General features: G+C 48.6%; 27 protein-coding genes and 1 riboswitch. Of the genes, 13 read left to right on the plus strand and 14 right to left on the minus strand.

Annotated elements, in window-relative coordinates:
• Positions 1-188: 188 nt before the first annotated feature.
• The 3 genes from HP401_RS28035 to HP401_RS28045 form a co-directional block, all read right to left on the minus strand.
• The gene (locus HP401_RS28035; RefSeq protein ID WP_012684201.1) at positions 189-617 is read right to left on the minus strand and encodes a BrxA/BrxB family bacilliredoxin; all 429 of its coding nucleotides are present in this window, start codon (positions 615-617) and stop codon (positions 189-191) included.
• Between the two features lie 79 nt (positions 618-696).
• Positions 697-2,367, minus strand: coding sequence for a ribonuclease J1 (gene rnjA, locus HP401_RS28040; protein WP_012684200.1), 1,671 nt, complete (start codon positions 2,365-2,367; stop codon positions 697-699).
• 98 nt (positions 2,368-2,465) lie between these two features.
• The gene (locus HP401_RS28045; protein WP_173607412.1) at positions 2,466-3,236 is read right to left on the minus strand and encodes a hypothetical protein; all 771 of its coding nucleotides are present in this window, start codon (positions 3,234-3,236) and stop codon (positions 2,466-2,468) included.
• Positions 3,237-3,338: 102 nt separating this feature from the next.
• Between HP401_RS28045 and HP401_RS28050 the strand changes: the two genes are divergently transcribed.
• Positions 3,339-3,677 carry a YqzG/YhdC family protein gene (locus tag HP401_RS28050; protein ID WP_064202600.1) on the plus strand — a complete coding sequence of 113 codons (339 nt, stop codon included), beginning with the start codon at positions 3,339-3,341 and terminating at the stop codon, positions 3,675-3,677.
• Here HP401_RS28050 and HP401_RS28055 read toward each other — a convergent pair.
• Together HP401_RS28055 and HP401_RS28060 are read right to left on the minus strand one after the other, a co-directional pair.
• A complete protein-coding gene (locus tag HP401_RS28055; protein WP_172142786.1) occupies positions 3,674-4,327 on the minus strand; it encodes an SCO family protein in 654 nt (217 codons plus the stop codon). The genes HP401_RS28050 and HP401_RS28055 overlap by 4 nt on opposite strands.
• Positions 4,328-4,380: 53 nt before the next feature.
• Positions 4,381-4,692 carry a rhodanese-like domain-containing protein gene (locus HP401_RS28060; RefSeq protein WP_007721173.1) on the minus strand — a complete coding sequence of 104 codons (312 nt, stop codon included), beginning with the start codon at positions 4,690-4,692 and terminating at the stop codon, positions 4,381-4,383.
• 311 nt (positions 4,693-5,003) lie between these two features.
• Positions 5,004-5,110, plus strand: a riboswitch (SAM riboswitch).
• 92 nt (positions 5,111-5,202) lie between these two features.
• Here HP401_RS28060 and HP401_RS28065 point away from each other — a divergent pair.
• From HP401_RS28065 to HP401_RS28115, 11 genes are all read left to right on the plus strand, one after another.
• A complete protein-coding gene (locus HP401_RS28065) occupies positions 5,203-6,507 on the plus strand; it encodes a homocysteine synthase (RefSeq protein WP_173607413.1) in 1,305 nt (434 codons plus the stop codon).
• 154 nt (positions 6,508-6,661) lie between these two features.
• Positions 6,662-7,711 carry an ArsR/SmtB family transcription factor gene (locus HP401_RS28070; RefSeq protein WP_173607414.1) on the plus strand — a complete coding sequence of 350 codons (1,050 nt, stop codon included), beginning with the start codon at positions 6,662-6,664 and terminating at the stop codon, positions 7,709-7,711.
• A complete protein-coding gene (locus HP401_RS28075; RefSeq protein ID WP_173607415.1) occupies positions 7,708-8,934 on the plus strand; it encodes an MFS transporter in 1,227 nt (408 codons plus the stop codon). The genes HP401_RS28070 and HP401_RS28075 overlap by 4 nt, the downstream gene beginning before the upstream one ends.
• Before the next feature lie 48 nt (positions 8,935-8,982).
• Complete coding sequence (locus tag HP401_RS28080) at positions 8,983-9,921, plus strand: AAA family ATPase (protein WP_173607416.1); 939 nt, start codon at positions 8,983-8,985, stop codon at positions 9,919-9,921.
• 4 nt (positions 9,922-9,925) lie between these two features.
• Positions 9,926-11,116, plus strand: coding sequence for a DUF58 domain-containing protein (locus tag HP401_RS28085; RefSeq protein ID WP_173607417.1), 1,191 nt, complete (start codon positions 9,926-9,928; stop codon positions 11,114-11,116).
• Complete coding sequence (locus HP401_RS28090) at positions 11,113-12,441, plus strand: DUF4129 domain-containing protein (RefSeq protein ID WP_173607418.1); 1,329 nt, start codon at positions 11,113-11,115, stop codon at positions 12,439-12,441. The genes HP401_RS28085 and HP401_RS28090 overlap by 4 nt, the downstream gene beginning before the upstream one ends.
• Positions 12,442-12,593: 152 nt before the next feature.
• Positions 12,594-13,691 (plus strand): ArsR/SmtB family transcription factor, encoded by a 1,098-nt coding sequence (locus tag HP401_RS28095; protein WP_173607419.1) that lies wholly within the window; start codon positions 12,594-12,596, stop codon positions 13,689-13,691.
• A gap of 1 nt (position 13,692) precedes the next feature.
• Positions 13,693-14,502, plus strand: coding sequence for an ABC transporter permease (locus tag HP401_RS28100; RefSeq protein ID WP_173607420.1), 810 nt, complete (start codon positions 13,693-13,695; stop codon positions 14,500-14,502).
• Between the two features lie 21 nt (positions 14,503-14,523).
• Positions 14,524-15,510: an ABC transporter ATP-binding protein gene (locus HP401_RS28105; protein ID WP_173607421.1), complete on the plus strand. Its 987-nt coding sequence runs from the start codon at positions 14,524-14,526 to the stop codon at positions 15,508-15,510.
• Positions 15,507-16,322, plus strand: coding sequence for an ABC transporter permease (locus HP401_RS28110; RefSeq protein WP_173607422.1), 816 nt, complete (start codon positions 15,507-15,509; stop codon positions 16,320-16,322). Before HP401_RS28105 ends, HP401_RS28110 begins: the two co-directional genes overlap by 4 nt.
• Positions 16,323-16,578: 256 nt before the next feature.
• Complete coding sequence (locus tag HP401_RS28115) at positions 16,579-17,160, plus strand: hypothetical protein (protein WP_173607423.1); 582 nt, start codon at positions 16,579-16,581, stop codon at positions 17,158-17,160.
• A 136-nt stretch (positions 17,161-17,296) separates the two neighbouring features.
• On the opposite strand, the gene HP401_RS28120 is transcribed toward HP401_RS28115, so the two are convergent.
• The 3 genes from HP401_RS28120 to HP401_RS28130 all read right to left on the minus strand — a co-directional run bounded on the left by HP401_RS28120 (position 17,297) and on the right by HP401_RS28130 (position 19,300).
• A complete protein-coding gene (locus HP401_RS28120; protein ID WP_172142799.1) occupies positions 17,297-17,827 on the minus strand; it encodes a glucosaminidase domain-containing protein in 531 nt (176 codons plus the stop codon).
• A gap of 173 nt (positions 17,828-18,000) precedes the next feature.
• Positions 18,001-18,633: a DUF1906 domain-containing protein gene (locus HP401_RS28125; RefSeq protein ID WP_173607424.1), complete on the minus strand. Its 633-nt coding sequence runs from the start codon at positions 18,631-18,633 to the stop codon at positions 18,001-18,003.
• Positions 18,634-18,730: 97 nt separating this feature from the next.
• The gene (locus HP401_RS28130) at positions 18,731-19,300 is read right to left on the minus strand and encodes a hypothetical protein (RefSeq protein ID WP_173607425.1); all 570 of its coding nucleotides are present in this window, start codon (positions 19,298-19,300) and stop codon (positions 18,731-18,733) included.
• 465 nt (positions 19,301-19,765) lie between these two features.
• On the opposite strand from HP401_RS28130, the gene HP401_RS28135 reads away from it, so the two are divergent.
• Positions 19,766-19,945 carry a hypothetical protein gene (locus tag HP401_RS28135; protein ID WP_173607426.1) on the plus strand — a complete coding sequence of 60 codons (180 nt, stop codon included), beginning with the start codon at positions 19,766-19,768 and terminating at the stop codon, positions 19,943-19,945.
• 136 nt (positions 19,946-20,081) lie between these two features.
• Here HP401_RS28135 and HP401_RS28140 read toward each other — a convergent pair whose 3' ends face one another.
• The 6 genes from HP401_RS28140 to HP401_RS28165 all read right to left on the minus strand — a co-directional run bounded on the left by HP401_RS28140 (position 20,082) and on the right by HP401_RS28165 (position 26,350).
• Positions 20,082-20,774, minus strand: coding sequence for a M24 family metallopeptidase (locus tag HP401_RS28140; protein ID WP_173607427.1), 693 nt, complete (start codon positions 20,772-20,774; stop codon positions 20,082-20,084).
• 23 nt (positions 20,775-20,797) lie between these two features.
• Positions 20,798-21,571: an HAD-IIB family hydrolase gene (locus tag HP401_RS28145; RefSeq protein WP_173607428.1), complete on the minus strand. Its 774-nt coding sequence runs from the start codon at positions 21,569-21,571 to the stop codon at positions 20,798-20,800.
• A gap of 103 nt (positions 21,572-21,674) precedes the next feature.
• Positions 21,675-23,060, minus strand: coding sequence for a MocR-like pyridoxine biosynthesis transcription factor PdxR (pdxR, locus tag HP401_RS28150; protein ID WP_173607429.1), 1,386 nt, complete (start codon positions 23,058-23,060; stop codon positions 21,675-21,677).
• Positions 23,061-23,130: 70 nt separating this feature from the next.
• Positions 23,131-24,510: an MFS transporter gene (locus tag HP401_RS28155; RefSeq protein WP_173607430.1), complete on the minus strand. Its 1,380-nt coding sequence runs from the start codon at positions 24,508-24,510 to the stop codon at positions 23,131-23,133.
• A gap of 74 nt (positions 24,511-24,584) precedes the next feature.
• Positions 24,585-25,175 carry a TetR/AcrR family transcriptional regulator gene (locus HP401_RS28160; protein WP_231850547.1) on the minus strand — a complete coding sequence of 197 codons (591 nt, stop codon included), beginning with the start codon at positions 25,173-25,175 and terminating at the stop codon, positions 24,585-24,587.
• Positions 25,176-25,321: 146 nt separating this feature from the next.
• Positions 25,322-26,350, minus strand: a complete 1,029-nt coding sequence (locus tag HP401_RS28165; RefSeq protein ID WP_173607431.1) for an NADH:flavin oxidoreductase/NADH oxidase — start codon at positions 26,348-26,350, stop codon at positions 25,322-25,324.
• Between the last annotated feature and the right edge of the window lie 179 nt (positions 26,351-26,529).

Consider the following 26,529-nt stretch of genomic DNA (forward strand, 5'->3'; position numbering starts at 1 on the left):
TCCATACGGCGTAGCGGCTACCACTTTTGCGTTTCCCGGCGAATCCCTTCGGAGCGGACAGTCTTAACCCTCAGATGGACGGAGCCTGGAGCCTAGACTGGAAATATTCTTCTCTTCACTACAGCCCCGTTTCAAGTCTGTAAAAAAAGACGCCCGTTACCGGGCGCCTCGTGATGTTTCGTACTTTCTTATTTGTAAGTGTCGTAAGCGTTGGTCAACAAGCCAGCGATTGTTGCCAGTTCGTTGTTCTCGATTTGATGACGCTCGATCATGGTCATGATTTTGCCGTCTTTCATGATCGCGAAGGATGGAGAAGACGGTGCATAGCCTTCGAAATACTCACGAGCTTTTGCTGTCGCTTCCTTGTCTTGACCTGCGAATACCGTGAAGATGTTATCCGGCTTTGTAGCGTGATTCAAGGAATGTACAACTGCTGGACGAGCGAGTCCTGCTGCACAGCCACAAACCGAGTTCACGACAACAAGTGTCAGGCCTTTTGCATTTGGCAGTGCTTGCTCTACTTCTTCAGCAGTGCGAAGCTCTTGAAAACCGTTGCGAGTCAACTCATCGCGCATCGGTTGAATTACTTGGCTCATATATGCTTCATAAGACATCATTGGGCAATCTCTCCTTTGTATCACGTGTTCAACTTACTTATTATTATACCCCGACTGCGCCTACCCGAGAAAGCAGAAGCTACACTTCCATCAAAATGGTAAGAATCATTGGGTTACGGCCTGTTTTTTCATAAATGAACGGCTTGATCACTTCATTAATCTGTGACTTCAGCTCAGACCATTCCTTGATTTTCTTATCCAATGCTTCTTGCAGACGCCCACGAACGAGCTGTGTCGCTTCCTGAATCAAGGATTCCGAACCGCGTACGTATACGAACCCGCGGCTCACGATATCTGGGCCCGTCAAAATTTTGAAGTTCTTCATATCCAGGCTGACAACTACAACCATCAAGCCATCCTCTGCCAAATGCTTGCGATCGCGCAGAACGATATTGCCGACGTCGCCAACACCACTTCCATCAATGAGGACAATCCCTGCTTGTACTTTGCTGAGCCACGCTTTTTCGCGGTTGCAATTCAGCACTTCGCCGTTGTCCATAATAAAGATGTTGCTCTCCTCGATCCCAACCTGTTGGGCCAGCTTGGAGTGAGTCTTGAGCATCCGGTATTCCCCGTGAATCGGGATGAAATATTTCGGACGAATGAAGTTGAGCATGAGCTTCAATTCTTCACTGCTGCCATGTCCAGATGCGTGGATGTCAAACGCATGACTCAATACTACGTTGGCACCTGCACGGTACAGCTTGTCTATCGTGCGACTGACGTTGATTGTGTTCCCAGGAATCGGGGATGCGGAAATGATAACCGTATCTTCTGGATAAATGGAAACAGTACGGTGCGATCCGGAAGCAATTCGGGTCAACGCTGCCATCGGCTCACCTTGACTACCCGTGCAAATAATAAGCACTTGGTTGTCCGCGTAGTTGTCGATGTGCTTAATATCAATCAACATGCCCTCTGGCATTTGGATGTAACCCAGCTCTTGTCCAATCAAGAAAACCTTTTCCATACTGCGGCCAATAACCGCCACTTTGCGATTGCACTGCTCGGCAGCGTCTACCACCTGTTGCAGGCGATGCACGTTGGAAGCAAAGGTAGCCAGGATGATGCGTCCACGCGCTTTGCGTACCACATCGAGAATCCCTTCCCCTACCGTTCTCTCCGACATCGTAAATCCAGGACGCTCACTGTTCGTACTGTCGGACAAAAGCGCCAAGACGTCTCCACTCGCACCAATGCGTGCAATTTTTCCGTACTCTGTTGTTTGTCCGACTGGTGTCATGTCAAACTTGAAGTCACCCGTGTGAATGACCATTCCCTCTGGTGTATAGAGCACAACTCCCAGGGAATCCGGAATACTGTGGTTCGTACGGAAGAATGTCGCCTTCAGCTTGGCAAAAGGAATTTCCGTATCTTCCGAAATTGGAATCAGCTTCACTTCATTTTGCAAACGGTGCTCTTCCAGCTTCGCCTTGACCAAGCCCAGGGTCAGACGACCACCGTAGATCGGCACCTTAATTTGCCGTAAAATATAAGGAATCGCACCAATGTGATCCTCATGTCCGTGCGTTAACAAAAGTGCTTTGATCTTGTGCTGGTTATCCTTCAGATAAGAAATATCCGGGATAACCAGATCAATACCAAACATTTCATTCTCGGGGAATTTCACCCCGCAGTCAATGATGATGATTTCGTCCTCATACTCGACGCAGTACATATTTTTTCCGATCTCGCCGAGGCCGCCCATCGCGAAAATCTTAACGTCGCTCAATCTCTTTCCTCCTAACATCGTCGTGCATGATTATGGGAATCCGAACCAAGCATGCCATTCTTATTATATCACAACGTAAGACGTTCGTTTCACCCAGTCTTGTCTATTCCACACATTCATCTTCGGTCAATAATCGAATACTGATACTCCAAATCGGCAACTCGTTCATCGGTAACGGCACTAGCTCTCGCCCAGAAATCGTGCTTCGCATAAGAATCGCCCGTCCATACCTCCGTTATTTCTCCTGAAGCGAGCTTTAACGGTATGGCCTCGACCTCTTTTAATACGTTGCCGCTTTTGTTTTTCAATCGCAGCTTTAGATCGATCTCCACCGGCTGGTCCGACTGATTTCGTACCAGGATGAGACTTGAATACGGATACCCGACACAATTTTTGGTACACTCTTGTCTGCTGTATACGAGGGCGAGATCAATAGGCTTCTCGTTGTCCATCTTGGACTCTTTCCACTGGTCTTTTGCTTTTTGTACGACGATCACGTACTCCGCTTTCTTCAAAAAGGGACCCATCCCTAAAAAGGCAGCAGCAAAAAAACTAAACAAACCAAAAGCTGTGCATAGAAAAACGAGGTTCATCTTCCAAAACTGTTTTCTCATCGTGATCAAAAAGCCAATATACAGGAGAATACAAACAAACACTAACAGGATACAAAAGTATAAAAAGACCTCCAAATCAGACTCCGTAGGTAACACCGGAATGCCATACTTCACTTGCCAATATACATTCGCGGCAAAGCAGCCTCCGTAAATCAATACGACTGAAGCAATCGTCAGCCCCCATTTTTTCCAGAAAGGAGGCTTTTGAAAAATCGCCGTAAGAACCCCCACCAAAACAGGAACGCCAAATAAGGGAATGAGCAAGTAATGCATCGAAAACCTCCCGCACTTCATTGTCATTATTTTCTACGAATGATATTCCGAAAAGTCTTCAAAATACATGGCAAATCATTCGAAAAAGAGAGGGAATAGCAAGTGCAAACAGCTCGTCGCCTATTTCGCTATCGGAACATGATGCCCCTTCTCTCCACCGTCCTTTTCCTGCTCATCTTTCAGCCGTTCCCTACCTATGCCCAGCCTCCCTATGCAAAATGGGGCAGGCTCGCGATGCAGGAAACGATGAAGCGATATCCAAACGCTCAAATTGTGGATTACCTGCATGTCGGACGAAAACAAAAAACGCCCACCACGTCAGAAGAGACGTTTAAGCTCTTGCTTCAAGAAAGCAATCGCAGGTGGGCGTTACTCGTTCATATTGAATTCGTGAATCAAACAGAAGAGGTCGTAAACATCTTCTATGAGGAGACCCGCTAGTCAGCGAGCTGTACCATCTCTTTCATCATGACTTCCAGTTCCATGTTAGCTGCCATCCCGTACGCGCGACGCATGTTTCCCTCTCCATCCACAAGGAACATGCGAGCCGTGTGGGAATAAGAACCATCTGGCTCCTTAATGACCATCAGACCAAAATCCTTCGTTACTTTCTCTACAGCCTGAGCGTCCCCACGCAGGAACTTCCAGCCACTCTGATCTGCCTTGAACTTGGCTGCATACTCCTGCAAGACTTCCGGTGTATCGTTATCAGGGTCAAAGGAAATGGAAACAAACTCCACTTTGTCTCCGAACAGTCCCTTTTCCTTCAACTGATCTTGCAGCTTGGCCATGTTAAACGTAGTCGCCGGACAAATATCCGGGCACTTGGTAAACATAAACTCTACCAGTCGTACCTTGCCAGCACTTGAATGAAATGTATAGGTTGTTCCGTCACTGTTGTCTAAGGTGAAGTCTGCAATCGGCTTCAATACCTCGATCTTCTCTTTTGTCATGTAATTATAACCAAATACTCCGACGATAGCTAAAATGATAATACCAGCTAACACAGGAAACCAATGTTTCTTCATTGCAGATTCCTGCTGCAATTGTGCTCCTTCACTCATCGGTTGCTTCCTCCCTGCTTGTCCCATGTGTGATGCCTCCTGATTACACACGGGAGGCATTCACACTGTTTCTATCTCGTTTATTGTTCCACTTCACCTGGCCATGCGAGCATGCCGCCAACCATATTCGCCACGTCATACCCTTGTGCACTCAAATACTCTGTAGCTGTATTGCTTCTGGCACCACTGCGGCAAACCATCACAATCGGAATGTTCTTATCCAGCTCATCGATACGATGTGGCAAAAAGCCAAGTGGGATCAGCTTTGCCTCTTTAATGTGACCTGCATTCCACTCATCCACTTCACGTACATCAATGACTTGCAGTTCCTCTTTGGCTTCCAGCTTTTCCAACAGCTCTTGTGGTGTCATTTCCTTTACTCCATGGCTCATCGCTATTTATCCTCCTATATGTACGATCAGATCAGTTGTAACCACCTCCATGATATCACACGCTTTTTTACTTTTCTAACGCGAGGAGCACTTGGCTTCACCCTGCATTGATGCTCCCTATTTTCTACCATTATCTCCTATTTCGCTGCGGCAGTAGCCACACGGGATGTGAACAGCTTGAGACAAAACCGTTACAAATTAATGGCATGAGTAAGCCACCTTCATTCATATATACATAAAAACCTCCCTGATAACTGTATATTCCACATTGACAGCACGGATTTATTTTCATACAATTACGACAACAATTATTTTCATCAAGAGCGGTGGAGGGACAGGCCCTACGAAGCCCGGCAACCAGCAGACTAGCTGCATGGTGCCAATTCCTGCAGAATCCAGTGATTCTGAGAGATGAACACAAGCCCGTGCATGATCGGAGCCTTCTTCTTCTCAGGAGAATGCTCCGTTTTTTTATTCGCTGATTCCCTTATAGTAAAAGGAGAGATGGACATGTCCGATCAACAACAATGGAAGCCAGAAACACTTGCGGTACACGGTGGGCAGGAGGTTGACCCTGTAACAGGCTCACGTGCTGTTCCGATCTATCAGACGACCTCCTATGTTTTCCGCGATACGGAGCAGGCAGCCAACCTGTTTGGCCTAAAAGAGTTTGGGAACATCTATACACGCATCATGAATCCCACACAGGATGTATTCGAGAAGCGTGTTGCTCTGCTCGAAGGTGGTGTTGGTGCACTCGCGACCGCATCCGGGCAGGCTGCCATTACATTCGCCATCTTAAATATTGCACATGCGGGTGACGAGATTGTCGCTTCCAGCAGCCTCTACGGCGGTACCTACAACCTGTTCGCCCACACTCTTCCCCGCCTCGGTATCAAGGTTCATTTTGCAGATCAATCCAATCCAGAAAATTTCCGGGCCTATATCAATGAAAAGACAAAAGCCGTGTTTTGCGAGACAATCGGCAACCCGCGTATTGATGTCGCTGATATCGAGGCGATCGCCAATATCGCTCACGAGAATGGTGTGCCGTTGATCGTGGACAACACCTTTGCGACTCCGATTTTGTGCCGTCCTTTTGAGCACGGGGCTGATATCGTCGTGCACTCCACCACCAAATTCATCGGCGGCCACGGAACAGCAATTGGCGGTATCATCGTAGACTCAGGAAAATTCGACTGGAACAACGGAAAATTCCCAGGTCTGACTACTCCAGATCCAAGCTACCATGGCGTCGTCTATACAGAAGCAGTCGGTCCGCTTGCCTATATTATCAAGGCACGTGTCCAGCTCCAGCGCGATATCGGAGCAGCAGTCGCTCCGATTAACTCCTTCTTGTTCCTGCAAGGATTAGAAACTCTGCATCTGCGCATCGAGCGGCATAGCCAGAACGCCTTGGCAGTAGCCCAGTTTCTCGCCAATCACTCTGCCGTAGAGTGGGTGAGTTATCCGGGATTGGAGTCAGACTCCCAGCGTGAATTGGCCCAAAAATATTTGCCAAAAGGTGCTGGCGCGATCCTGACCTTTGGCATTCGCGGTGGCGTTGAGGCAGGAAAAACATTAATCGAGTCAGTGAAGCTGTTCTCCCATCTCGCAAATGTCGGAGATTCCAAGTCACTTATCATTCATCCAGCGAGCACAACACATCAGCAGATGACAGAAGAGGAGCAGGCAGCAGCCGGAGTGACCCCGGGACTTATACGTCTCTCAGTCGGCACAGAAGCGATCGACGATATCCTCGCTGATCTGGAGCAAGCACTACAGCGTGCGTTGCAATTATCCACGGTCGGCTAACTATATCTTTACAGAAAGAAGAATCACATGATCTCTTTGGCTAGAGATTTGTGATTCTTCTTTTCCTTTTCTCATTTCGTTCGAAAAATATTGAATTTAAAATTCGTATTTTATAAAATACATAATTATGTACAAATTCTGGAAGGATGATCACATGAAGATTTTGAACATTGGCAGTGAACGAACAACCTATCGGGTTGAGCTCTCGTATTCTCCTTTATTCGAAGCTGCCTTGGGAATCGCTGCCGCTACCTACGACCAATTGCATCACACGATGGAGCACCCTCCTGCCTACTGGCATCAACTGTTGGACGAGCTATCACCTTCTGTACGGCAAGAGGTCGAATATGCGAAGAAGCACAACACGTGGAAGACGCTTTTGCAACTACTTGATCTTTGCCCTTTCGCTGATCTGGATTCCTTTCTCTCGTATGTCAGAGAGCTCTCAATCGAACAACTCCGATACGAAGCCCTTCCTTATCTCGGTGAAAATAGGCAGGAAGCACGGCGGAAGGCTGCACAAGGAAGCAAGGATGATTGCGCCGCTTTGCAGGAAGCGTGCAGCGCACATCTCTTTTTTGAATCGTATATCGAACATATTACTTCCGTTGATGGAGAAGTGCTGCGGGGCCATATTCTCGGATTGATGGAAGGCTGGTATACCACTCACATCAAGCCACATGAGGAAAAAATCGTTCGCATGCTAGAACGGGATTGGTCGCAAAAACAAAGCAAGCTAGGAAAGCTCAACCCCGAAGCCTTTGTGGAGTATACGACGGGATCTAGCTACCTCCCAGAGCCTGCCGTGACACGCGTACTGCTGATTCCGCAAGCGATCTACCGCCCGTGGACCGTACAGGCCGATGCTGTCGGTACGAAGATTTTTTATTACCCTGTTGCCGACGAAAATTTGCACGATGCTGTAGATCCTTATCAGCCACCCCCATCACTGGTGCAAGCCTTAAAAGCACTCGGAGATGAGCACAGGCTACGCATGGTCAAAATGCTCGCGGAAAAAGACCTGAGCCTGCAAGAGATAACCGATCAACTCTCAATGGCGAAATCGACAGTACACCATCACCTATCCATGCTGCGGTCTGCCCATCTAGTTGAAACAGCAGGCTCCCGTTACAGACTCCGCCGTCATACGCTGGACAAGCTACCCCTGTTATGGGATGAATTCCTGGACAGGAGCACCCCATGAGCCAAACCGCTGTACAAGCCTCTGTCTGGCAGCAGCGTTCTTATCGCTGGATTGTTTTCGGTCAGCTCATTTCAGAACTCGGCGCCTCACTCGGTACCCTCGCCAATAGCTGGTTAATCTATCAGGCAACAGGCTCACAAGGTGCGGTCGGACAGATGTGGCTGCTGTATTTCGTGCCGTCGCTCGCCATTCAGTTGGTAGCCGGACCGTACATCGACCGATTCGACAAGAAGCGTGTCATGCTTTTTTCTCAATGGATGCGAGCGGCTGTCTTTTGTTTGTCCTTTGCGGTCATTACTTCCGGGACAGAATCGCTCTGGCCGCTGTATTTTACAGCCTTAATCAACGGTCTCGTTCAACCGCTGTATGTGCCAGCCAGCCAGTCGCTCCTCCCTGCTCTGGTCAAAAGAGAGCAGCTCCTCCAAGCCAATGCCTATTTGGATAGTGTCCTGCGCATTGCCTTGATTACAGGTCCGCCATTGGCTGGGATTCTCGTGGCGAGTATCGGCGGTGAGTCTGTACTCGCATTGGTCGCGATCAGCTATGCGCTCAGCGGTTTCTTTCTGGTTCTTTGTCCACTCGCCCCAGCGGATACCGCCAACAAGAAGCAGTCGTGGTACGTCATGTTTAAGGCTGGTCTTGCGGTTTTTTGGCAGAAGCCCCTTCTACTCTGGCTCGGTCTGTACTCGGCTCTCGTCCAATTTGCTGTCGGAGTCACACTTGTGCTAAACCTGCCTTTTGTAGCCGGCGAGCTGCAAGGCACCTCGTTTTATGTAGGCTTGTTTTTGGCTGGCTATCCGTTGGGATATTTCTTCGGCTCATTGCTCGTGCCTCGCTTCCGTAGCAGCCTTGGACAGCCCCTGATCATGTTGGGGTCACTGGTACTAGGAGGCTTGAGCTTTGTTGCAATAGGCTTTACCCATGACATCTGGCTTGCCATCACCATCGAACTACTGGCTGGTCTGTTTGCTCCCTTTTTCCAGGTACACAGCACAAGCCTGTATCAGCTTCACGTTCCTTCCGAGCTAATGGGGCGTGTACTGTCTGTCCGCTTGCTCATCGTGCGTGCGACGATGCCCGTCGGTATTTGGCTAGGCGGACAGCTAAGCGATCAGGTAGGGATTCGCCCTCTTTACATCTCTGTAGGGGCCGTCATCGTGCTCGCTGCGCTTACGGGATTATTATTTCGAAAATTTGTAACTAACAGGATATTCCATATATAATAAAAATCGTATGACTCCGCAATTTTGAATGAGAAAAGGAGAATTTTCATGATACATCCGACATTGGATAACCTTCAGCATGCTATCAGTAGCGTCATCGTGGGCAAGGAAAGTCAGATCCGTCTATTGGTAACGGCCTTGCTTGCCCGTGGTCACGTACTGCTGGAGGACTTGCCCGGAATGGGAAAAACCGTGCTTGCCAAAACATTGGCGCAAGCGATTGGCGGCTCTTACAACCGCCTACAATTCACCGCGGATCTGCTGCCATCCGATGTCGTCGGTCTTCACGTATTCAATCAACGAGCAAGTGAATTCGAACTACGAAAGGGACCTGTTTTTGCGGATGTCTTGCTCGCAGATGAAATCAACCGGGCCACTCCCAGGACTCAATCCGGGCTGCTGGAATGCATGGAGGAACGCCAGGTTACGATTGAAGGCGTCACCTTGCCACTCCCATCAACCATGCTGGTCATCGCTACCCAAAATCCGATTGAATCGGAAGGGACCTATCCGCTGCCGGAAGCACAGTTGGACCGCTTCCTTTTCAAGCTGTCTCTTGGCTACGGTACACGAGAGGATGCGAAGGAAATTTTGCGGAGATTTCGCACCGGCTCCCCATTAGAGGCGGTCGAGCCGGTCATCACTGTCGACCAAATTGCGGCTCTGCAACGCGAGGTAACGACTGTTCACGTCAGCCAACCGGTGGAAGACTATATCATCGACCTGACGGAAGCGACTCGCCAGCATCGCTCGGTTGAGGTGGGCATCAGTCCACGCGCCTTGCTCGCCCTGCTGCGATCCGCCCAAGCTTACGCGTTCGTTTCTGGTCGTACTTATGTCTTGCCGGATGATGTAAAAGTGGTGTTCCCAAGTCTGGCAGCTCACCGCATCCGCCTGTCCATGGAAGCAGAGCTGCACGTGACGGAGCAGGAAGTCGTGGAACAAATCTTGACCAGCGTCCCCGCTCCCGTCGAAGAAAGCGTGTAGCGCGATGATCACCAAGCAAACCTTTCACGTAATCGGTTTTGTCTTACTGCTCTTCGCCGTTTTTTCCGGGCATTGGTTTTTCTTTCTGTTTGGGGGCTTTTTCTTTTTTCTCCCCGCTGCACAAGACTGGTGGGCCAAGTCCATGTCCAAATGGGTGTCGCTCGAATGGTCCAGTGATCAAACCCGCGTCCTGTCAGGGACACCCGTGCACATTACAGTTCGCCTGCACAATCGTTCGTGGTTGCCTTTGCCTGCTACCTGGCTTCGCTTCACACTGCCGGAGCATGTTTCAGTGGAAGGTGCAGACGAGGTGCGAATCCTCAATCATCGGACGAGCGTTCGCCTGCGATTTGATCTACCGATGCGGCAAAGTGCCACACGCACCTTGACTCTCATCCCAAACAAACGAGGCACAGTCTGGCTGACGGATGTGCAATCTGAGACATTGCCATTATTGGGCGAGGAGCCTACCGCCATGACACTGTCGGTTTCCTTTTCCTTGCTGGTCTATCCGCTGCCTCTTGCGCTTTCTCCCGTCGTACTTGCTGAATCGGAGCCGGACGGGAATCGGCTTTCTCGTCAGCGCCAACAGGATGATGTCACTTTTCAGCGTGGTATTCGGTCGTACATGCCAGGCGACCGTTTCAAGCACATCCATTGGAAGGCAACCGCCAAAACAGGCTCGCTCGAGACGCGTCTTTTCGAGTTTACAGCCCACCCAAACTGGCGAATCGTCGGGCATATCCTGCCCTCCTATGAACCCATGATGCAGAAGTATAACGATATCACCAATGAACGGACGATCTCCTGTCTTGCGGCTTTAGCTGGCCTGTGCAGGAGAAAATCAGTCGGATACGAGCTGTACCTCACCGTGAAGCAACGAGGACGTGAGCATTTTCATTTGGCTGCGGGAAGTGGCAAGGCACACCACATACACGTCATGACCCAGCTGGCGCAAATCCACCATTTTGTGACAACGCCACTGGCGCCTGTTCTTCGCCGGTTAGAGGGAGCACATGGGAAGGAAGCTATTCTCATTGTGACACCACGAATGGACCCATCCGTACAAGCCTCTGCAGAGCGCCTTATTCAATGCGGTCATCAGGTTGCGGTACTGGACGTTTCTTCTGACCCTGTCATCATCCAGCGCTTCCAGCATGCTCGCCTGAAAAAAAGGAGCGTGATGATGGGATGACACTCTCGTTGATAGGCCGCTGGACGCTCGCGTTTTGGCTGGAGGCCATGCTGACGGGCGTTTTCCTGGTATTGTTTGGGTATATGACAGCAGGCTTTGGTCAACTGCTCACGTTTTGCCTAGTCGCAGCGACCCTCCTCATGGTGGGGGGCTGGTTGTACTATGGTGGTGGCGGTCGATTTATGCTCCATCTGTTGCTGTATCCCCTTGTGTTATTCATCGGAATGGGCAGCTTCTATCTCTACGATTCTTGGCTCATCGCGCTTGTACTGGCTGCTGTTTATTTTTGGAGAGTACAAAGCGCTGCATCAAAAGGGTATCGACATGACAGTCTGCAACGCAGATTTGTTCTTGCGCTGATGGCGGGCCTCATGCAGCTCGTGATAGCAGTACTCTACACCTCCATCGCTGACCCAGGTTCCTATACACTCGCAGCCTCTTTTTCCATGCTTGTCTTCATCACTCTCAGCTATATGTTGGTGGCGATTGTGGCGTTTGTGCTGCGGGAAGGATCACTCTCTACGAGGCTACCTGCTCGCATCAGCTTGCTACTAGGCAGTCAAGTGCTCGGCACACGTTTTCTTTTAATCGCAGGCTATTTGGCTGTCAGCTCTATCATACTTGGTCTCATCTATTGGATCTGGAGTTGGATAAAAGGGCCTGTCAGCGATGGGCTGTATACGCTCTTTGAGCCTGTGCTTATTTTCATTGTGGAATTGTTTGAGCAATTGTACGAGAAGGCGAACCAAAAACAGGCAGGCATGAAGGTACTCATGGAAAGTACAGGGCAAAAAGCGGATCATCCTGTGGTACAAATACAGCTCGGAGAATCACTCTTTTCTATTCTGCAGCCGTACTTAATCATTGCCTTCATCCTCGCCTGTGTGATCCTGCTCGGCCGATACATATGGAAAAGGCGCTTCAAGGGGTCGATTACGCTGGAAAAAGAAGTGGCGGCTGCACAAAACACCATATTGACCACTATTCCTCCCTCCTCCAGTGAAGAAAGCGTAGAAAATGGCTCTGCCAAATGGTTCAAACAGCCAGTCGGCCCAGAGGATGATGCCACCCGATACGCCTACTATCAATTCCTCGTCCTCATGGAGAAGCAAGGAGTGCCAATCGAGCTGCATGAGACACCCCAAGAGTTTTTCAATCGCCTGCGGGAACATCCCTTGCTAGATGCAGGTCAGCTGGATGCAGTCGCTCGCATCACGCGTTACTATCAGCAATATCGCTATCAGGAAAAGGCGCTTCCCGAAGCGGATTTGACAGCGATGCAGCAAGCCGTGCAGACGCTCGGCGCTCGTTTCTCTGAGACATAATACCTCTCCACAACCACGTGCTATGCGTTAGCCGTGGTTATTTTCTTTTTCTCTTGACATCGGGAAGCCCCTCCGGCATAATTTCTTCAATTTTGCCCGCTCCCAAAATGGATTCACCCAATGGTTAATTGAACGAGAAAGGAGGATGCTCCGTGCAAGATTTGCCTGACTGGCTGCGTAAGCATCTTCATGTCGCATACATACCCGGCTATGAGTTTTTCTTAAGTCTCCACGTGCTTGCAAAGCCAGAGCATCACACCTCCCGCTTGCATTGGGCGGAGGAGTTGCTCACTGCTTTACCTGCGCCGCTCTTGAAAAAGCTTCACTATTTTAGCTCCATGTCCAATCAGTTTCTCGATGCCATGGACTTCCTGGCACCTTGGGAGGAGTGCTTTGAGCATTCTGTTGAGGCCGCATTGGAGCGTGTACAGGCGCTGGATGCTGGCGAGTTTGCCCAGCTCATGATTGGTCCCGTCTATCATCCCAGACAACTTCACGCTTGGATGCAAGGACGTACAGACGAGATTTTTGAAGAGCTGAAACCAGAGCATCGGGAGCTTTTGCGCCATCCGCTCTCGACTAAGCGAAGCTTTCTGGAGTTTTGCTACGACTATCTGCCTTTTTTCCAGACAGAAGAACGGCGGATTGAACCGTGGCTCGTCCGCGCCGTACATGAGGCACAAGAGCAGATCAAGCTAGACCCGATTCCGTTTTTGTCGCAGGTTCACCCGCGCTTGAAGGTGCACGAGAACTTCTTGCAATTTCATAAGGCAAAAACGTACACATTTGGCTATTCGGAGCTGGCCCGTGTCCATTTACGTGTCTCTACTTTTGTCGCGCCGCATTTGTTGCTCGGCATTTACGACGACCATATCTCTATTTGCTTATCCGTAGACGTTCCCGGCACCAGAGCCACCTCGGTGATTCCCGCTGACTTCATCAGCAAAATGAAGGTGTTCAGCGACCCGACACGGACTGCGATTCTCAAATCATTATTGGCTCATCCTTACTGCACGCAGCAGTTGGCTGACCTGCACAACATCAGTGAGCCTGCCGTCAACAAGCACTTGAATCTGTTGGTAGACACAGGCTTTATCTGGAGTGAACGGCGGGGACGGTATGTGTTTTACCGCGCGATTGCATCACGGCTGGAACAACTCGCCGTCGATCTGCATGAGTTCATCGATATGCCTGTTCCCGGACATGTCTCTCCACCTGCTTCATCACATCCCCCAGAACGGAGGAAATAACGTGTTTCATGTCGCCAAAGCTACCTTTATCCGCAATACCCGCGTAATGCTTCGTGCCTATCCGTGGTCGTTTGTCATCGGCCACATTTTTTCCGGGGTGTATACGGTGCTGTTTGCCTTCTTCGCCTATCACTATGTATTTGCCGGGCAGTTGGACGAAAATTTCGCACATCTCACCGGCTCGTCCGATTACTTGTCGTACGCCATCCTCGGCGGAGCTTTTTATGCGTTTGCCGTCTCTACCTTGATGAATGTCAGCCGCTCACTCATTACGGAGCTTCGGGAAGGGACCTTGGAGGCCGTTTTGCTCACCCCTTCCTTGCGAAGAGGGTACTTTTTGGGAAATGTCGCCCAACAGCTCATGCGTACTTTGTTTGAATTTTCGGTGATTTTACTGGTAGGGGCGTTGTTTGGGCTCACCCTCTCTCAAACAAATGTATGGAGCGCCGTCCTAGTCTGGATATTGTCTACAGGAGCTTTCTTTTGCCAGGCACTCGTTTTGGGCAGTCTCATGCTGTGGTTCCGCGATACGTACATCACACAAAACACGCTGTTTGCTGTGATGGCCTTTGTCAGTGGGGCGACGTTTCCGATTCCGTATTTGCCTGAATGGGTGCAACCACTCGGTCTCATCATGCCGCTCGCACCTGCACTGGATGCTTTTCGGCAATGCGTGATTCAAGGAGCGCCACTGCATGCTGTTTCCCCACAGCTGTTTCATATGGCAGCCTTATCCCTCGTCTATCTCGTCATGGGGGTGTGGGGCATACGTCGGATGGAAAAACGCGTTATGGAATCGATTTTCGGATAACGAACGAGGAGGTCAATAATCATGCTGATCGCAGAGAATGTACGGAAGGTATACCGGGTGAAGGAGAAAAAAGGCTGGTTTCGCCAGCAATGGACAGAGGTCGAAGCAGTTGCTGATCTGTCTTTTCGCATGGTACCCGGCAAAATTATTGGATTGTTAGGCATTAATGGTGCAGGAAAAACAACAACGATCAAGATGTGCTCCACACTGCTCACCCCAACCAGTGGCACGATCACGGTAGACGGATATGACGCGGTAAAAGACGATCGGTTCGTCAAAGCCAAGGTCAATATGATCGCAGGGGGAGAACGCATGCTGTACTGGCGGCTGACAGGGCGGGAAAACCTGCAATATTTCGGAAGTCTATACGGTTTGCAAGGGCAGGAACTGCGTAATCGGATCGATTCATTGCTCTGGCAGGTTGGTCTGTATGAGGCTGCCAACACCCCTGTCGAGCGCTATTCCAAAGGTATGAAGCAACGACTGCAAATTGCCCGCGGCCTGATCAATGATCCGCGTTACCTGTTCCTGGACGAACCGACTCTCGGCTTGGACGCCCCCATCGCCCGGCAGCTTCGCAAGCATGTGAGTGAGCTCGCTTCTCAGCATGGAAAAGCCATTCTGTTGACCAGCCACTACATTCATGAGGTAGAAGAGCTTTGCGACGAGGTATACATCATCGATAAAGGAAGACTCGTGGCGCATGATACACCGGAGCACCTGATCAAATCGCTCCACCTGGATACAGCCTTACAGGTAGTGATCCCCTCTCTCTCCGACTCGCTCGATTACGATCTGCGCCAGCTGGCTCAAGATTACGACGGCTCGCGTGAAATCGCAGAAACAGACGAGCAGACCTGGGAAGTGACATTACGGGGAAAAACGGATATGACAACTCCGCTGCTTTCCCTCTTGGCTGCTCACCAATCCCCCGTCTTGCATCTCTCCACCCAACAGCCATCATTGGAGGACGTCATCCTGCATATGGCAGATCGGAGGGGGGCATGAAACAGCTGGGCAGCCTGCTTTTGGCAGAAATCATCAAGGAGCATCGCCATTCGTTTCACAGCAAAATGATCTACTTCTCGCTCTTGGTCTGGCCTGTCATTAATTTCGTGACCGCGTATTATTCGTTTGCCCCGTTCCGGATGGGAGCTGATTCCCCTCTAGCCCGGTTCATCAGCTACGAGCAGTTGCCGTTGTTCCTGTTGACTGGCTATCTAGGCTACATCTTTTATTGGTGCCTGGTGCAGTCTTCCTGGCAAATGAGCTTTGAACGGCAAGCGGGAACCATGGAAATGATCTTCATCAGTCCGGTCAACCGACTCGCTTTTCTGTATGGGCGTTCGCTTTCCTCGTTGATTGAGGGAGTCTGGCTGTTCTTTTGTTTTGTCCTGTTAGCCTTGTTTTTTGTCGATGGCATTCAATTGAGCGGCTGGTGGGCACCTCCGCTCGCCTTCCTCATTTTGCTGGTATCGGCCATCGTCTGGGGCGGCTTTCTCTGTGTACTCTTTCTGTTTTCACGCGACGCGAGCTTTCTGTACACCGTCCTGGATGAGCCGATGCTAATCTTTTCTGGTGTCCGTCTGCCCCCGATGGCCTTTCCGGTTTGGGCCAAGGTCATTTCCTTTTGCTTTCCCCTGACCTACGCGCTTCAGTTGATTCGCGAGCTGCTGATGGAGGGGGCAACATTACAAGCAATGCTGCCGAGTATGGGACTTCTCGCCGCTGTCTTGCTCCTGCTGGTGACGGCGACTGTCGTGTTGTTGAAGCTGGCGGAGAAGCATATGAAAAAGACGGGGAACATGGTGATGTATTAAGTGCTGGTGAAAACCCAGATGAAGAGGACCTTAGGGTCGTGCTTTTGCTTCAGAAGGAATCGTGGTTGTAGGTTGTAATTCGGCTAGAAGTAGCTTTCCTCTCAGCGGTTTCTTACTTTTCCAGCTAATAATTTTCAATTACAAACAAACGAAACCTTTTCCAAAAATTACCGTCTTAAAAGGTATAATGATTTATGGAATCGGTAGGGGAAATATAATTCCCACTTTAATATCGTTTTGACGGAGGTCTGGTCTTATGAAACGAATATTTTTATGTGTTGTTTGTATTGGGTTATTATCCGGATGCGGAGTTAGCACTCAAGGTCAAGAAATACACCAGCAAAACACCCCGATTGTTGATTCCGAGGCTCCAAAAAAACATCCAGAAGTAAGCAAAATTATCATCCAGAGAGGAAAGGAAATATTTGTCTCGGGCGTTTCCCCTATTTGCGATGGGCTTCTCGAAAACTCGATGGATTTGTACACCGTTGCTTATCGGAGGGATGGCAAGCTGATAGGCACAAAAGATGAGAAGGAGCTACCTTTTTTACAAGAGAGCCAACCTTATCTCCAAGGAAGTCTAGATGAGGGAGAAAGCGCGCAAGACCATACGTATATTCGATTGGTCAGAGAGCCCTTTATTCCAGAAGTGGGAGTCAACGAATTCCCGAGAAAGGACATCGTGCTTTTCTTGGAACCTACCACTCCTAATGCTGCCTTTGTTGGCGTTCAAAACCCACAGAAACTAAAAGAATGGAAAATTTATCAAGTGGAGGATTATGGGGTATGGTTAAAAAAGCAAATTGATTTAGAACTCAATTTAAGTAAAGGCCTTTGAACGCTCCCGCCACTTAGGCTATCCCCGTAGTCCCTACGGTTATGACGAAACGAGTACATTGGACTCTTCTCGGCTAAATACGGTAAAAAAACAAGAAGCACCCGTTTTGAGGTGCTTCTTGTTTTTGAAAAACAGGTTAGAGACGCTTACGAACGGATTCCAGGTAGTCAATAACTTCATCGTAGTATTTGTCATGATTGGTACCGCCGTAACCTGCATCGGCAATATAACGTGCACATTTTTCTGACTTAGGATTATTTGTGCCCTTCAAGTAATCGATTAATTTGGAGTAACGCTTTCCTTGTAAGAAATCTGCAAATGCTTCTCCGTGAGTTGAACGGCCAGGAAAAGCCGCCCACCCTCTTATCCCTTCACCGATATTCCCTTCAGGGTAGGTCGAGTCTACATACATCATATTCGACCAGTTCTGGTTCTCAACTTGTGTATCATACTGAGACCACCCCGATTCCCCGCCCCACATTGCAAGGATTAATTCAACAGGCAAACCGTAGCAAGCGTCACTGGTCCTTCCTGCTACTGCTTTAAAAGCATCAATAAAAGCAAGGATTTTTTCATTCCCTCTATTATTGGGATTGACCCCAACATATGTGTCTACAATTCCGTCAATCTTCACTCTTTTTGTAGGAATAGGTTCATACTTAGCCATTCTTCATTTCCCCTTTTTGATAGTTGATCAACGACTTTTTGACCGGTCAATGTCGCTTCACCTATCTAGGAAAAAAACAGAGGCAAATAGAAACCGTTTTTCCAAAAAAGTTAAAAAGTTTTCTCCACAACAAAACAGAGGCCACCTTAGAATAGGTGACCTCTGTTTTTCCGTTATACCTGAAACCCACCAGCGCTATCATCTGATTCGTTGAAATCAACCAGAATGGTGTTTCCATTATCTAACTCCAAATCTTTGTCGATGTCATATTGATATAAGTCGCGGTATTTGTAATCCTTGCCTTTACTCCATGCCTTACATTGCCAAAAATGGCTTACTCCCGGTACTTCGTCGTCGATATGCTTCACTACATAGTAGCTGCCATAACACCCGACTTTAAAGGCATCTCCATTCATCCGCTCGTACTTTTCCATCGCGGATTTAACCCCTCTGAAGTAGTCCTTAACTGCTTCAAGCTCTGATTTGGAATCAGCTTCAAAATCAACAGCAAAATAAATAGGGGTGTTGTACGGTTGACCCACTGACTCTGCTTGCTCAATAGCACTCTCGCAAGCTTGCTTACCGCTAGCATAGGTAAATTCACCTTTGTCTCTACCACCATTTTGATACACCGCGACGATGTACAATCCGGCTTTTGAAATCAATTTTGCTTCTTCCCGGGTTAGCTTCTTCCAATTCGATTCTCCGTAGTAACGACCAATGTACGAATACCCTGCCCGTTTGATCGCTTCTAGGTTGCTCTTCGTTGAATTGTTTTTTCCTGCGTAATCAATTCCTTTTGCCATGCCTGTTCTTCCTCCTTAGATTTTCGAATGGTCGACTAGTTGTCGCCTTCACCTATCTAGGAAAAAAAATAGGAAAAATAGAAACTACTTTTTTACATTATTTTTTTAGAAGCTGGAGAGCAGAAGCAATTTGTTCGACTTCCTTTTCAAATTGGTTGGAGTCATTACTTACAGCTACATAGGTGCTATTCAATTGAAAATATAATTCTGCGACGGCTGCCTCAACATTTTCCTTATGATTCGAGAAGGAAATCCATTTTGCAGGAGTACCGTTATCGAGTTTGGTTTCTTGCTGTTGTATAACGGCACCCCCAAGTAAAACTTCTTGAGGGGATAAACTAATTTCTAATGTTTGATCACCTTGCTCATTTTCGAACCGGAGAGAAATCTGTTTTGTTTGCTCGCTACCGGAAATCTCCTGTAATGTTAAACCCTCTCTAACAAATAGCGGGACATAAATATTCTGTATACCAAATTTCTCTGCATCAGCCATTATTTTTGTTTTATTTTCTTCTGTCAATGTCAACGGTACAAAGCCCTGAGGCACTTCTTGCTTAACCATTTGTTGCTGCTGGGAAGCAGGCTCCTGTGATAGTTGACTTGGCTGTGAACATCCTGCAACTAAACCCACGAAACAAACAATCGGAATCATCAAGTTGTTTTTCACATGTAATCCCTCCCTCTAACTTCATGACAGTCTCGAGTATAAAGAAAAATAGTAATTTTTTCAATTTATGGTTTCTTTTTGTGCTCGTTTTTTACCTATGTATATGAGAGTCGAGAAATTTCAGTGGGAATGTAAGACTGTTTCAATTGGAAGTATAAATACATTATGGCAGGTGATTTTAGTGGAAGATGAAATGCTGAAAGAACGTTGTAGAAGAATCCTTAAGCGAATTGCTTGGAGAATGCAATACGCTGCTAAAACTCGATTTAATCGGGAAACCACTATCATTGAGGAGGTATTTGGCGATAACTTAATAGATTCCATAGACTCGAGCATATACGTGCAGGAGCTACTCATGCAAATTCCCGAAAAACCCCGATTCATCATTAAGAGTATTGTGATAGACAGACTTACGGAAGAAGAGGTGGCCAAGCAGCTAAATATGACTCGACAAGGGGTACACAAATGCAAAAAGAAATACTTGGATGTATTGGCGCACAAAATCAGTCATTCTCCATCATTTTGAGACGTGCGCAGTCCGGTGATACGCAAGCCTTACCTAGCATCCTCGATTTTCTCTTTCCAGTTCTGGAGCATCTCGCTTCTTTTATCAAGCTCCCACGTGATGAAAGCATAAATAAATGAAAACAGCCATGCTGGAGGGCAATCCGTCATGGCAAGATGCAAGCATGATATCAACAGAACTTTTGAATGTCTGAGTTGCCGTGATTTCCGACGAACCAGCGGCTAGCTTTTCGACTCAACGCTATGAGCGCTTTCCTTACTCCACCGTCAACAGCTTCTCCACAAATCCCCCGATTTCCCGTTCCCGATCAACAAAATGAACCTCCAAAATCCAATCACGCGGGTGCCCGTTATGGTCCGGCTCTCTCATTGGCTTGTGATTGTCAGGGTGAATATAATTGACGATATCATCCCCTTGAATTTTTTCATGCGGGAATTCGCCGATGAGATGTCCTGCGTGTGGACCGCCGTACTCCCAACCGTATGCTTTGGCGAGCTCACACATGTAGGCAAACAGCTCGCTGCTCGTAATATCCGACTTGGACAAAAAGTAAGCCTTGCCCTCGTCCCACGCTTTTTCAATATCGTCGCGCAGCTTTTGTTTTACCGGATCATTTCCAAGCACATACGTCCGCCCGAGATCAGCTTCCCAGTCCTCAAAAATGGGCCCGAAATCGAGAAAGACAATATCTTCGGGAGCGACAGTCAAATTCGGTGGGCTTTCTCTGTAGGGATATAGCGTGTTTCTGCCTGCTCGCACAATCCGCTTATGCCAATATTTTTTGATCCCGAACAATTGAAAGGCCAGCTCGTAAATTTCCTTGTTGATCTCTTTTTCCGTCACACCGCTACGAATGATGCCCTTTTCTTCGATGGTGGTAAATAAAAACTCAGCTTTGGTCTCTGCTTCGCGCAGTGCCTGATGTCTCTTCTCCAGTAATGGATTCATCCCTTAATAGCCTCCTTTTCCCTTTACGGAAGAGCTAACTCATACCTCTCGTCCAACTCTCGCAATTTTGCGATAATGGATTGCTCCACATGATCATCCATGGCGATTTTTTCATTCGCTAATGCAAGCAGCGGTTCATACTCGCCAACCAATACGGAATGATGCGCTTTTTCAAACAGCGGCAAATCATTCATGTCATTGCCAAAGCAGATGAACGGCTCTCCTGCCACATCGAACCGATTCAGGGCAGTCCATTTATTCACTCCCCGATAAGTAAGGTCGAGAATACCTTCTGCGGAATGGTAATGCAGCGTAACTTCGAGTTCCCTGATTCTCGCCACCAATTCTTCATAGCGGTCACACGATAAAATCAGGATTTTCAGCACGGCATTCAGTTGATCCACGTCCACACGGCTGGCTGTCCGATTGGGATCGATATAGCTCAAAAAAGGATGTGCCGACACACAATTATGTGCGTAATTCCACGAGTCATCTATGAAATACTGCGCGCGATAATCATCGAGAATGCTGATGATTTCATGCGCCAAACGATCCGGGATTGGCATGCTGCCCTGCAAGCTCCCTCGGTGATGTGTCATCGCTCCATTCGCGCCAATGAGGAGATGGTTGGCAAACCGCTCATCGAGGACAGGCAGCATGTCACGGCACGGTCTTGCGGAGGCGAAACCTACAGTATGTCCCGCCTGTTCGAGTGCAAGCAGGCTATCCAAAATGTTCGTTGAGATCGGCTGACCCTTGAAGCAGATCGTCCCGTCCAGATCAAAAATAAATTTCATTTTTCCCCACCCTTTCTAATCGCTGTCCTATCCATCGTAATGGATAGCCATTCGTGGCCAAAGGGACAGATCGTTCAAGATGAGTGGGACAGAAACTGATCTGTTACTCGAACCAAGCGCTAGCCAACAAGCGAATGCCCTCCTGAATATCGTCGGGGGTCAATGCTCCGTACCCTAGCAATACCGTCGGCTGCTCCCTTGTATCATGGAGCCAGTATCGGGCAGTTCCGTAGACTTTTACGCCTTTTTGATAGGCACGTTCCATGAGTTCCGCTTCCGTACACTGACTTTTTACGGTCAAAAATACATGCAGCCCCGTATCCTTCCCTTCTATTTCCACACGTCCATCCATGTAACGCTCGACTGCTTGAAGAAACACCTCTCGCTTCTCCCCGTAGTTTTTTCGCATGTGCTGCAAATGCCTATGCCAATAGCCATCGGACAAATACGCCGCTAGCGTCAACTGGTCCAAACGGGAAACAGGCTGATCGTATTCAGGCACGCGCTGGTGAAAACGCGATAACAGCTCGTAAGGAAGGACGACGTAGCTGACGTTTATGAGCGGCAGCAATGCTTTGGAGAGCCGACCAATGTAAACAACCTTTTGGGGAGACAGACTCTGGATCGAAGGGATGTAGCTCTCTTGATATTTGAACTCCCATTCGTAGTCATCCTCCACCAAATAAGAATGCGATAAGGATTGCGCCCACAGAGTCAATTGGTTTCTTTTCTCCAAAGGCATCGTCATTTTGTTGATGAATTGCTGGGAAGGACTCACGTACATGACACTTGCCCCGCTTTGCCTCAGCTCTTCGATCGATACACCATCTGCGTCCAAGGAAATGCCGTGTACCCGGTAGCCACCGTTGAGAAACGTATTTCTCGCACCATCATAGCCCGGATTTTCTACGCCAATCACATGCTTCTCTCTGTCCAGAAGCTGGACGACAATCGACACCAGCTGTTGCGGGGTGGCTCCAATAATGATCTGCTCCGGCGTGGCGAGGACTCCTCTTGTTTCATACAGCAATTTCGAGAGTTCTTTTCGCAAGACGTACTCTCCCTGAGCCAGCCCCTCCACCATATACGTGCGCTGATGGTTGGAAATGAGCTTGTTGCGCAGCTTATTCCACGGATGAAAAGGGAATGTCCCCAACTCGATGTTGCCATAGCGAAAGTCATAGCGAATCGGTGTTATACGAGAGTCTTCTCGTTCTGTTCCATGCTGCCTGAAAGGAAGTCCTGCCTTGTACGTCACCTGATATCCTTTTTTCGGAATGCTAGTGACGTACCCTTCCGATACCAGTAGCTGATAAGCAACTTCCACCGTGTTTTTGCTGACAGCAAGCGATTGCGCACAGCTTCTGATCGAAGGGAGAAACTCTTCATACGTAATTTCGTTACGCAATATTTCGTCTTTGATAAAGTGATAGATTTGGATGAACAATGACTCTCCCTCTGTAAAACGAATGGCCGAAAGCTCTCGCACCGAACAGGAACCCCCTTCCTTTTTTGTTTTAGTCTACTACATATAATATTAAGCCTGAATGAACAAAAAATCAGCTAGCCGCCAGATGGCTTTGTCTCTTAGCCCTACCGAACTGAAAGTAGTAGAAGACCATAAGACACACGTGCATCAGGGTCATCATCCAATAAATGTTGCTGTAAATGAGGCCGCTCGTATAAGAATTTAACGGGTTCCAAATGGTAGTCGCGCCAAGATCGATCACCTTGCTGTATACCGCAGAGGCAATCCCCATGGAAATGAAGCTCAGCATCGAGAAAATTCCCATGCCTACTCCCGCCTGCTCCTTCGTCAACGTCCTCGAGATCGAGTTCGCCATCGAGATTTGCATAAAAGACTGTCCCACGTTACCCAGTATTAAGAAGAGCGCAATGCCTATAACCGAGGCGCTAGTGAAAGTAGACAGCAAGCCAAAGCAGCCAATCAGTAAGCTAGACGCAACGAAATACAGAAAAGCATTCCCCCGCCTGTCCGCGAGCTTCCCTCCCACACGACCAAGCAATGCCGAAGCGATAGCCGCTGGAACCATCACAAAGCCAATCCAGCTCGTCGATAGCTGCTGCACCTGGGCCAAGAGCAGCGGACTGAGGTAATAAAGCGATATTCCCATTCCATTTATGAGAAATGCCATCATAATCCCGATTGTATACTGCTTGTTGGCAAAAACCTTCGGCTGTACAAACGGATCAGCTACCGAACGAATTCGTACGACGAACAGAAGCAAAGTAACCAAGCTGCCCAATGCAAACCACCAGGATCCATTCGTTACTCCCAAAAGCAGTGACGTCACGCTGATCGCAAGTAAAGAGCCACCCACCCAATCAAACTTCCCACCAGACGCGATCTCTTCATCCTCCAAATATTTACGGTAGAACGGCAGCGTAAGCAAGATCAGGAGCGGGATGGAAAACAGCCAACGCCAATGGGCAAAGCTGACGATTAACGCCGCAACCACAGGACCGAGTGCACCGCCAAGAGCCAATCCTACTGCCGTTCTGCCTAAAACAGAACCTCTGCTCTCGGGCGGGAAGTATCGCAAAGGAATCAGCATCGCAGTGGCCGGAATGACAGCCGCCCCTACTGCCTGCAAGCATCTTCCGAAGAGGGCCATCGCAAAGGAATCGGAGACCAAACCGAAAAACGAACCAGCTGTAAACACCAAGAGTCCATACGTCAGCAAATTCTTGAGCTTGTATCGATCCGCCAGCTTGCCATACGTCACGGTTCCGATCGCGTATAACAATCCATATGCGGTCGATAGCCAGCTCACTTGAGCTATGCTCAAACCAAACTCTTTGCTAATTTGGGGGAGTGCAATGTTAAACACCAAGGCACTCATGGAGGATATGACCAAGGTAAACATCAAGATTCGGATTAATATGTCCCTGTTTTGCTGCGTTTTTGTCGCTTCCATGCCGTATCTTTCCCTTCACTTTGTTATTCACACTTTGACTGTCAGTACTGACTGACATATGGGTGGTAAAAAAACTAGGGAGTCAAACCCCTAGCGAAAACCTCTACACTCTCTTCGATAAATGCATCTAGGGATACCCCTGAAAAATTGCTAGTGCCATCCAGATCGTTCAAAAACGCCCCGAAATTCATGACCATAAAAGCAGTCGCCTGTGCCTCGGGATTCGTTTGGATCATCTTGCCTTTTTTGCCCATCTCTTTGAAGTAATCTGTAAAAAGTACCATTAACTGTTGCGGGTGCTTTTGGGTCCGCTCACGGAATCCGGGCAAATGAGCCTCATCCTTTATGCTAATCAAAATCATTTTCCGATTGCGGTTCATCATTTCGTGATACGTTCGGCTGATTAAAAGCAAATCCTCACGCAAATTCCACGTAAGCTTCTCCGCGAAAAGCTTTGTCAGTCCTTCCGTGTAATGAAAACGGTCAAAGGCACTCTCCAGCAAATTCCGTTTGCTGCCGAAGTGACGAAATAACGTCTTCTCGCTCAATCCTGCCATAGTGGCAATTTCTTGCGTAGTTACGCCGTTGTAGCCTCTTTCCGCTATGAGATCTATTGCGGCTATCATCAGTTTTTCGCTACTTGTAAGACTTTTGCTGCTGCTCATTGCTATCCTCATCCCCGGAAGTGATTGTCAGTACTGACTGACATTCATCTTAAATCTACTGCCAATAAGTGTCAAGGGGCTCAAAGTAAAAAAGGCTCTCCCCCGACGATACAGTCGAAAGGAAAGCCCCTCACCCTTTTACCTGATTAAAACGCTCTTGAATATTGCTTCGGTGCCTGCAGCTCATCCGCCGACAGCTCATGAATCGCATGCAGTGCCCAATAAGGATCACGCAGCATACCGCGGCCGACTGCTACCAAATCCGTATCGCCATTGCCAATGGACGCTTCCGCCACTTGTGGATCATCGAGGTTGCCGACTGCAATGACTGGGACATCCAGTGCCTGCTTAATCGCGCGTGCCAGTGGTACTTGATAGCCAGGATGAACACCTGGGCGGCCTGCTGAACCAATCGGTCCTTCCCCGCCGCTGGATATATGGAAAATATCCACGCCTGCTTCCTTGTAACGTCGGCACAGCTCCGTGCTGTAATCCAGCCCATATCCACCATCTACGTACTCTACGGCTGAGACGCGCATGATCAGCGGCATATCCGCTGGAATGACCTCTTTGATTGCCTGAATAATTTCCACGCCAAACAGCGCTTTATCCCGCCCGTACTCATCATCTCGCTGATTTGTCAAAGGAGAGTGGAACTGGTGAACCAGGTATCCGTGCGCACCGTGGATTTCAATGGTATCAAACCCTGCTTCCACCGCACGTCTCGCTGAGTCCTGGAACTTAACGACCATTTGCTTGACCTCTTCTGTCGTCAAAGCCCGTGGCGTTTTGTAGCGACCCCCTGGGAAAGCAATCGTGGACGATGATACAGGCACTTCTGCGTCTTCCGCTTTGCGGCCCGCATGAGCAATTTGTATGCCAATTTTGGCTCCATACTTATGAACCTCGGAGACGATCCGCGCATACGCCGGAGTCTGCTCGTCAGACCACAAGCCCAAATCGCCGTTGGAAATTCTGCCATCCGGCTCGACATCGGTCATTTCCACGATGATCAGACCTGTTCCGCCTACTGCACGAGAAACGTAATGAACAAAATGCCAGTCCGTTGGTGTTCCATCGTGTGCATCCACGGAGTATTGGCACATCGGCGGCATGACAATCCGATTTTTCAAGCTAAGTCCTTTAAACTGAAACGGGGTAGACAACAACGCCATTTGCTCCACTCCTTACTTTTTTTAATTATCATGCCAAAAGTAAGCATGTTCTGCAATCCCAAGTTGCACTTTGTGAAAACGAGATAGTGCTTTGACCAGCTGTTGTGGTGGGGAGGAACCAGGAGAAAACGCTCAGATTCTAGGGCCACCCGCTGTGGGATTGACTGTACGACTTCATA

The sequence above is a fragment of the Brevibacillus sp. HB2.2 genome (assembly GCF_013284275.1).
Taxonomy (GTDB): Bacteria; Bacillota; Bacilli; order Brevibacillales; family Brevibacillaceae; genus Brevibacillus; species Brevibacillus brevis_D.

Excerpts from the sequence above, each read along its gene's own strand:
- HP401_RS28035 (WP_012684201.1), bottom strand. The coding sequence starts at position 617 with ATGATGTCTTATGAAGCATATATGAGCCAAGTAATTCAACCGATGCGC.
- rnjA (WP_012684200.1), bottom strand. The coding sequence starts at position 2,367 with ATGTTAGGAGGAAAGAGATTGAGCGACGTTAAGATTTTCGCGATGGGC.
- HP401_RS28045 (WP_173607412.1), bottom strand. The coding sequence starts at position 3,236 with ATGCATTACTTGCTCATTCCCTTATTTGGCGTTCCTGTTTTGGTGGGG.
- HP401_RS28055 (WP_172142786.1), bottom strand. The coding sequence starts at position 4,327 with ATGGGACAAGCAGGGAGGAAGCAACCGATGAGTGAAGGAGCACAATTG.
- HP401_RS28060 (WP_007721173.1), bottom strand. The coding sequence starts at position 4,692 with ATGAGCCATGGAGTAAAGGAAATGACACCACAAGAGCTGTTGGAAAAG.
- HP401_RS28065 (WP_173607413.1), top strand. The coding sequence starts at position 5,203 with ATGTCCGATCAACAACAATGGAAGCCAGAAACACTTGCGGTACACGGT.
- HP401_RS28070 (WP_173607414.1), top strand. The coding sequence starts at position 6,662 with ATGAAGATTTTGAACATTGGCAGTGAACGAACAACCTATCGGGTTGAG.
- HP401_RS28075 (WP_173607415.1), top strand. The coding sequence starts at position 7,708 with ATGAGCCAAACCGCTGTACAAGCCTCTGTCTGGCAGCAGCGTTCTTAT.
- HP401_RS28080 (WP_173607416.1), top strand. The coding sequence starts at position 8,983 with ATGATACATCCGACATTGGATAACCTTCAGCATGCTATCAGTAGCGTC.
- HP401_RS28085 (WP_173607417.1), top strand. The coding sequence starts at position 9,926 with ATGATCACCAAGCAAACCTTTCACGTAATCGGTTTTGTCTTACTGCTC.
- HP401_RS28090 (WP_173607418.1), top strand. The coding sequence starts at position 11,113 with ATGACACTCTCGTTGATAGGCCGCTGGACGCTCGCGTTTTGGCTGGAG.
- HP401_RS28105 (WP_173607421.1), top strand. The coding sequence starts at position 14,524 with ATGCTGATCGCAGAGAATGTACGGAAGGTATACCGGGTGAAGGAGAAA.
- HP401_RS28110 (WP_173607422.1), top strand. The coding sequence starts at position 15,507 with ATGAAACAGCTGGGCAGCCTGCTTTTGGCAGAAATCATCAAGGAGCAT.
- HP401_RS28115 (WP_173607423.1), top strand. The coding sequence starts at position 16,579 with ATGAAACGAATATTTTTATGTGTTGTTTGTATTGGGTTATTATCCGGA.
- HP401_RS28120 (WP_172142799.1), bottom strand. The coding sequence starts at position 17,827 with ATGGCTAAGTATGAACCTATTCCTACAAAAAGAGTGAAGATTGACGGA.
- HP401_RS28125 (WP_173607424.1), bottom strand. The coding sequence starts at position 18,633 with ATGGCAAAAGGAATTGATTACGCAGGAAAAAACAATTCAACGAAGAGC.
- HP401_RS28135 (WP_173607426.1), top strand. The coding sequence starts at position 19,766 with ATGCAAAAAGAAATACTTGGATGTATTGGCGCACAAAATCAGTCATTC.
- HP401_RS28140 (WP_173607427.1), bottom strand. The coding sequence starts at position 20,774 with ATGAATCCATTACTGGAGAAGAGACATCAGGCACTGCGCGAAGCAGAG.
- HP401_RS28145 (WP_173607428.1), bottom strand. The coding sequence starts at position 21,571 with ATGAAATTTATTTTTGATCTGGACGGGACGATCTGCTTCAAGGGTCAG.
- HP401_RS28155 (WP_173607430.1), bottom strand. The coding sequence starts at position 24,510 with ATGGAAGCGACAAAAACGCAGCAAAACAGGGACATATTAATCCGAATC.
- HP401_RS28160 (WP_231850547.1), bottom strand. The coding sequence starts at position 25,175 with ATGAGCAGCAGCAAAAGTCTTACAAGTAGCGAAAAACTGATGATAGCC.
- HP401_RS28165 (WP_173607431.1), bottom strand. The coding sequence starts at position 26,350 with ATGGCGTTGTTGTCTACCCCGTTTCAGTTTAAAGGACTTAGCTTGAAA.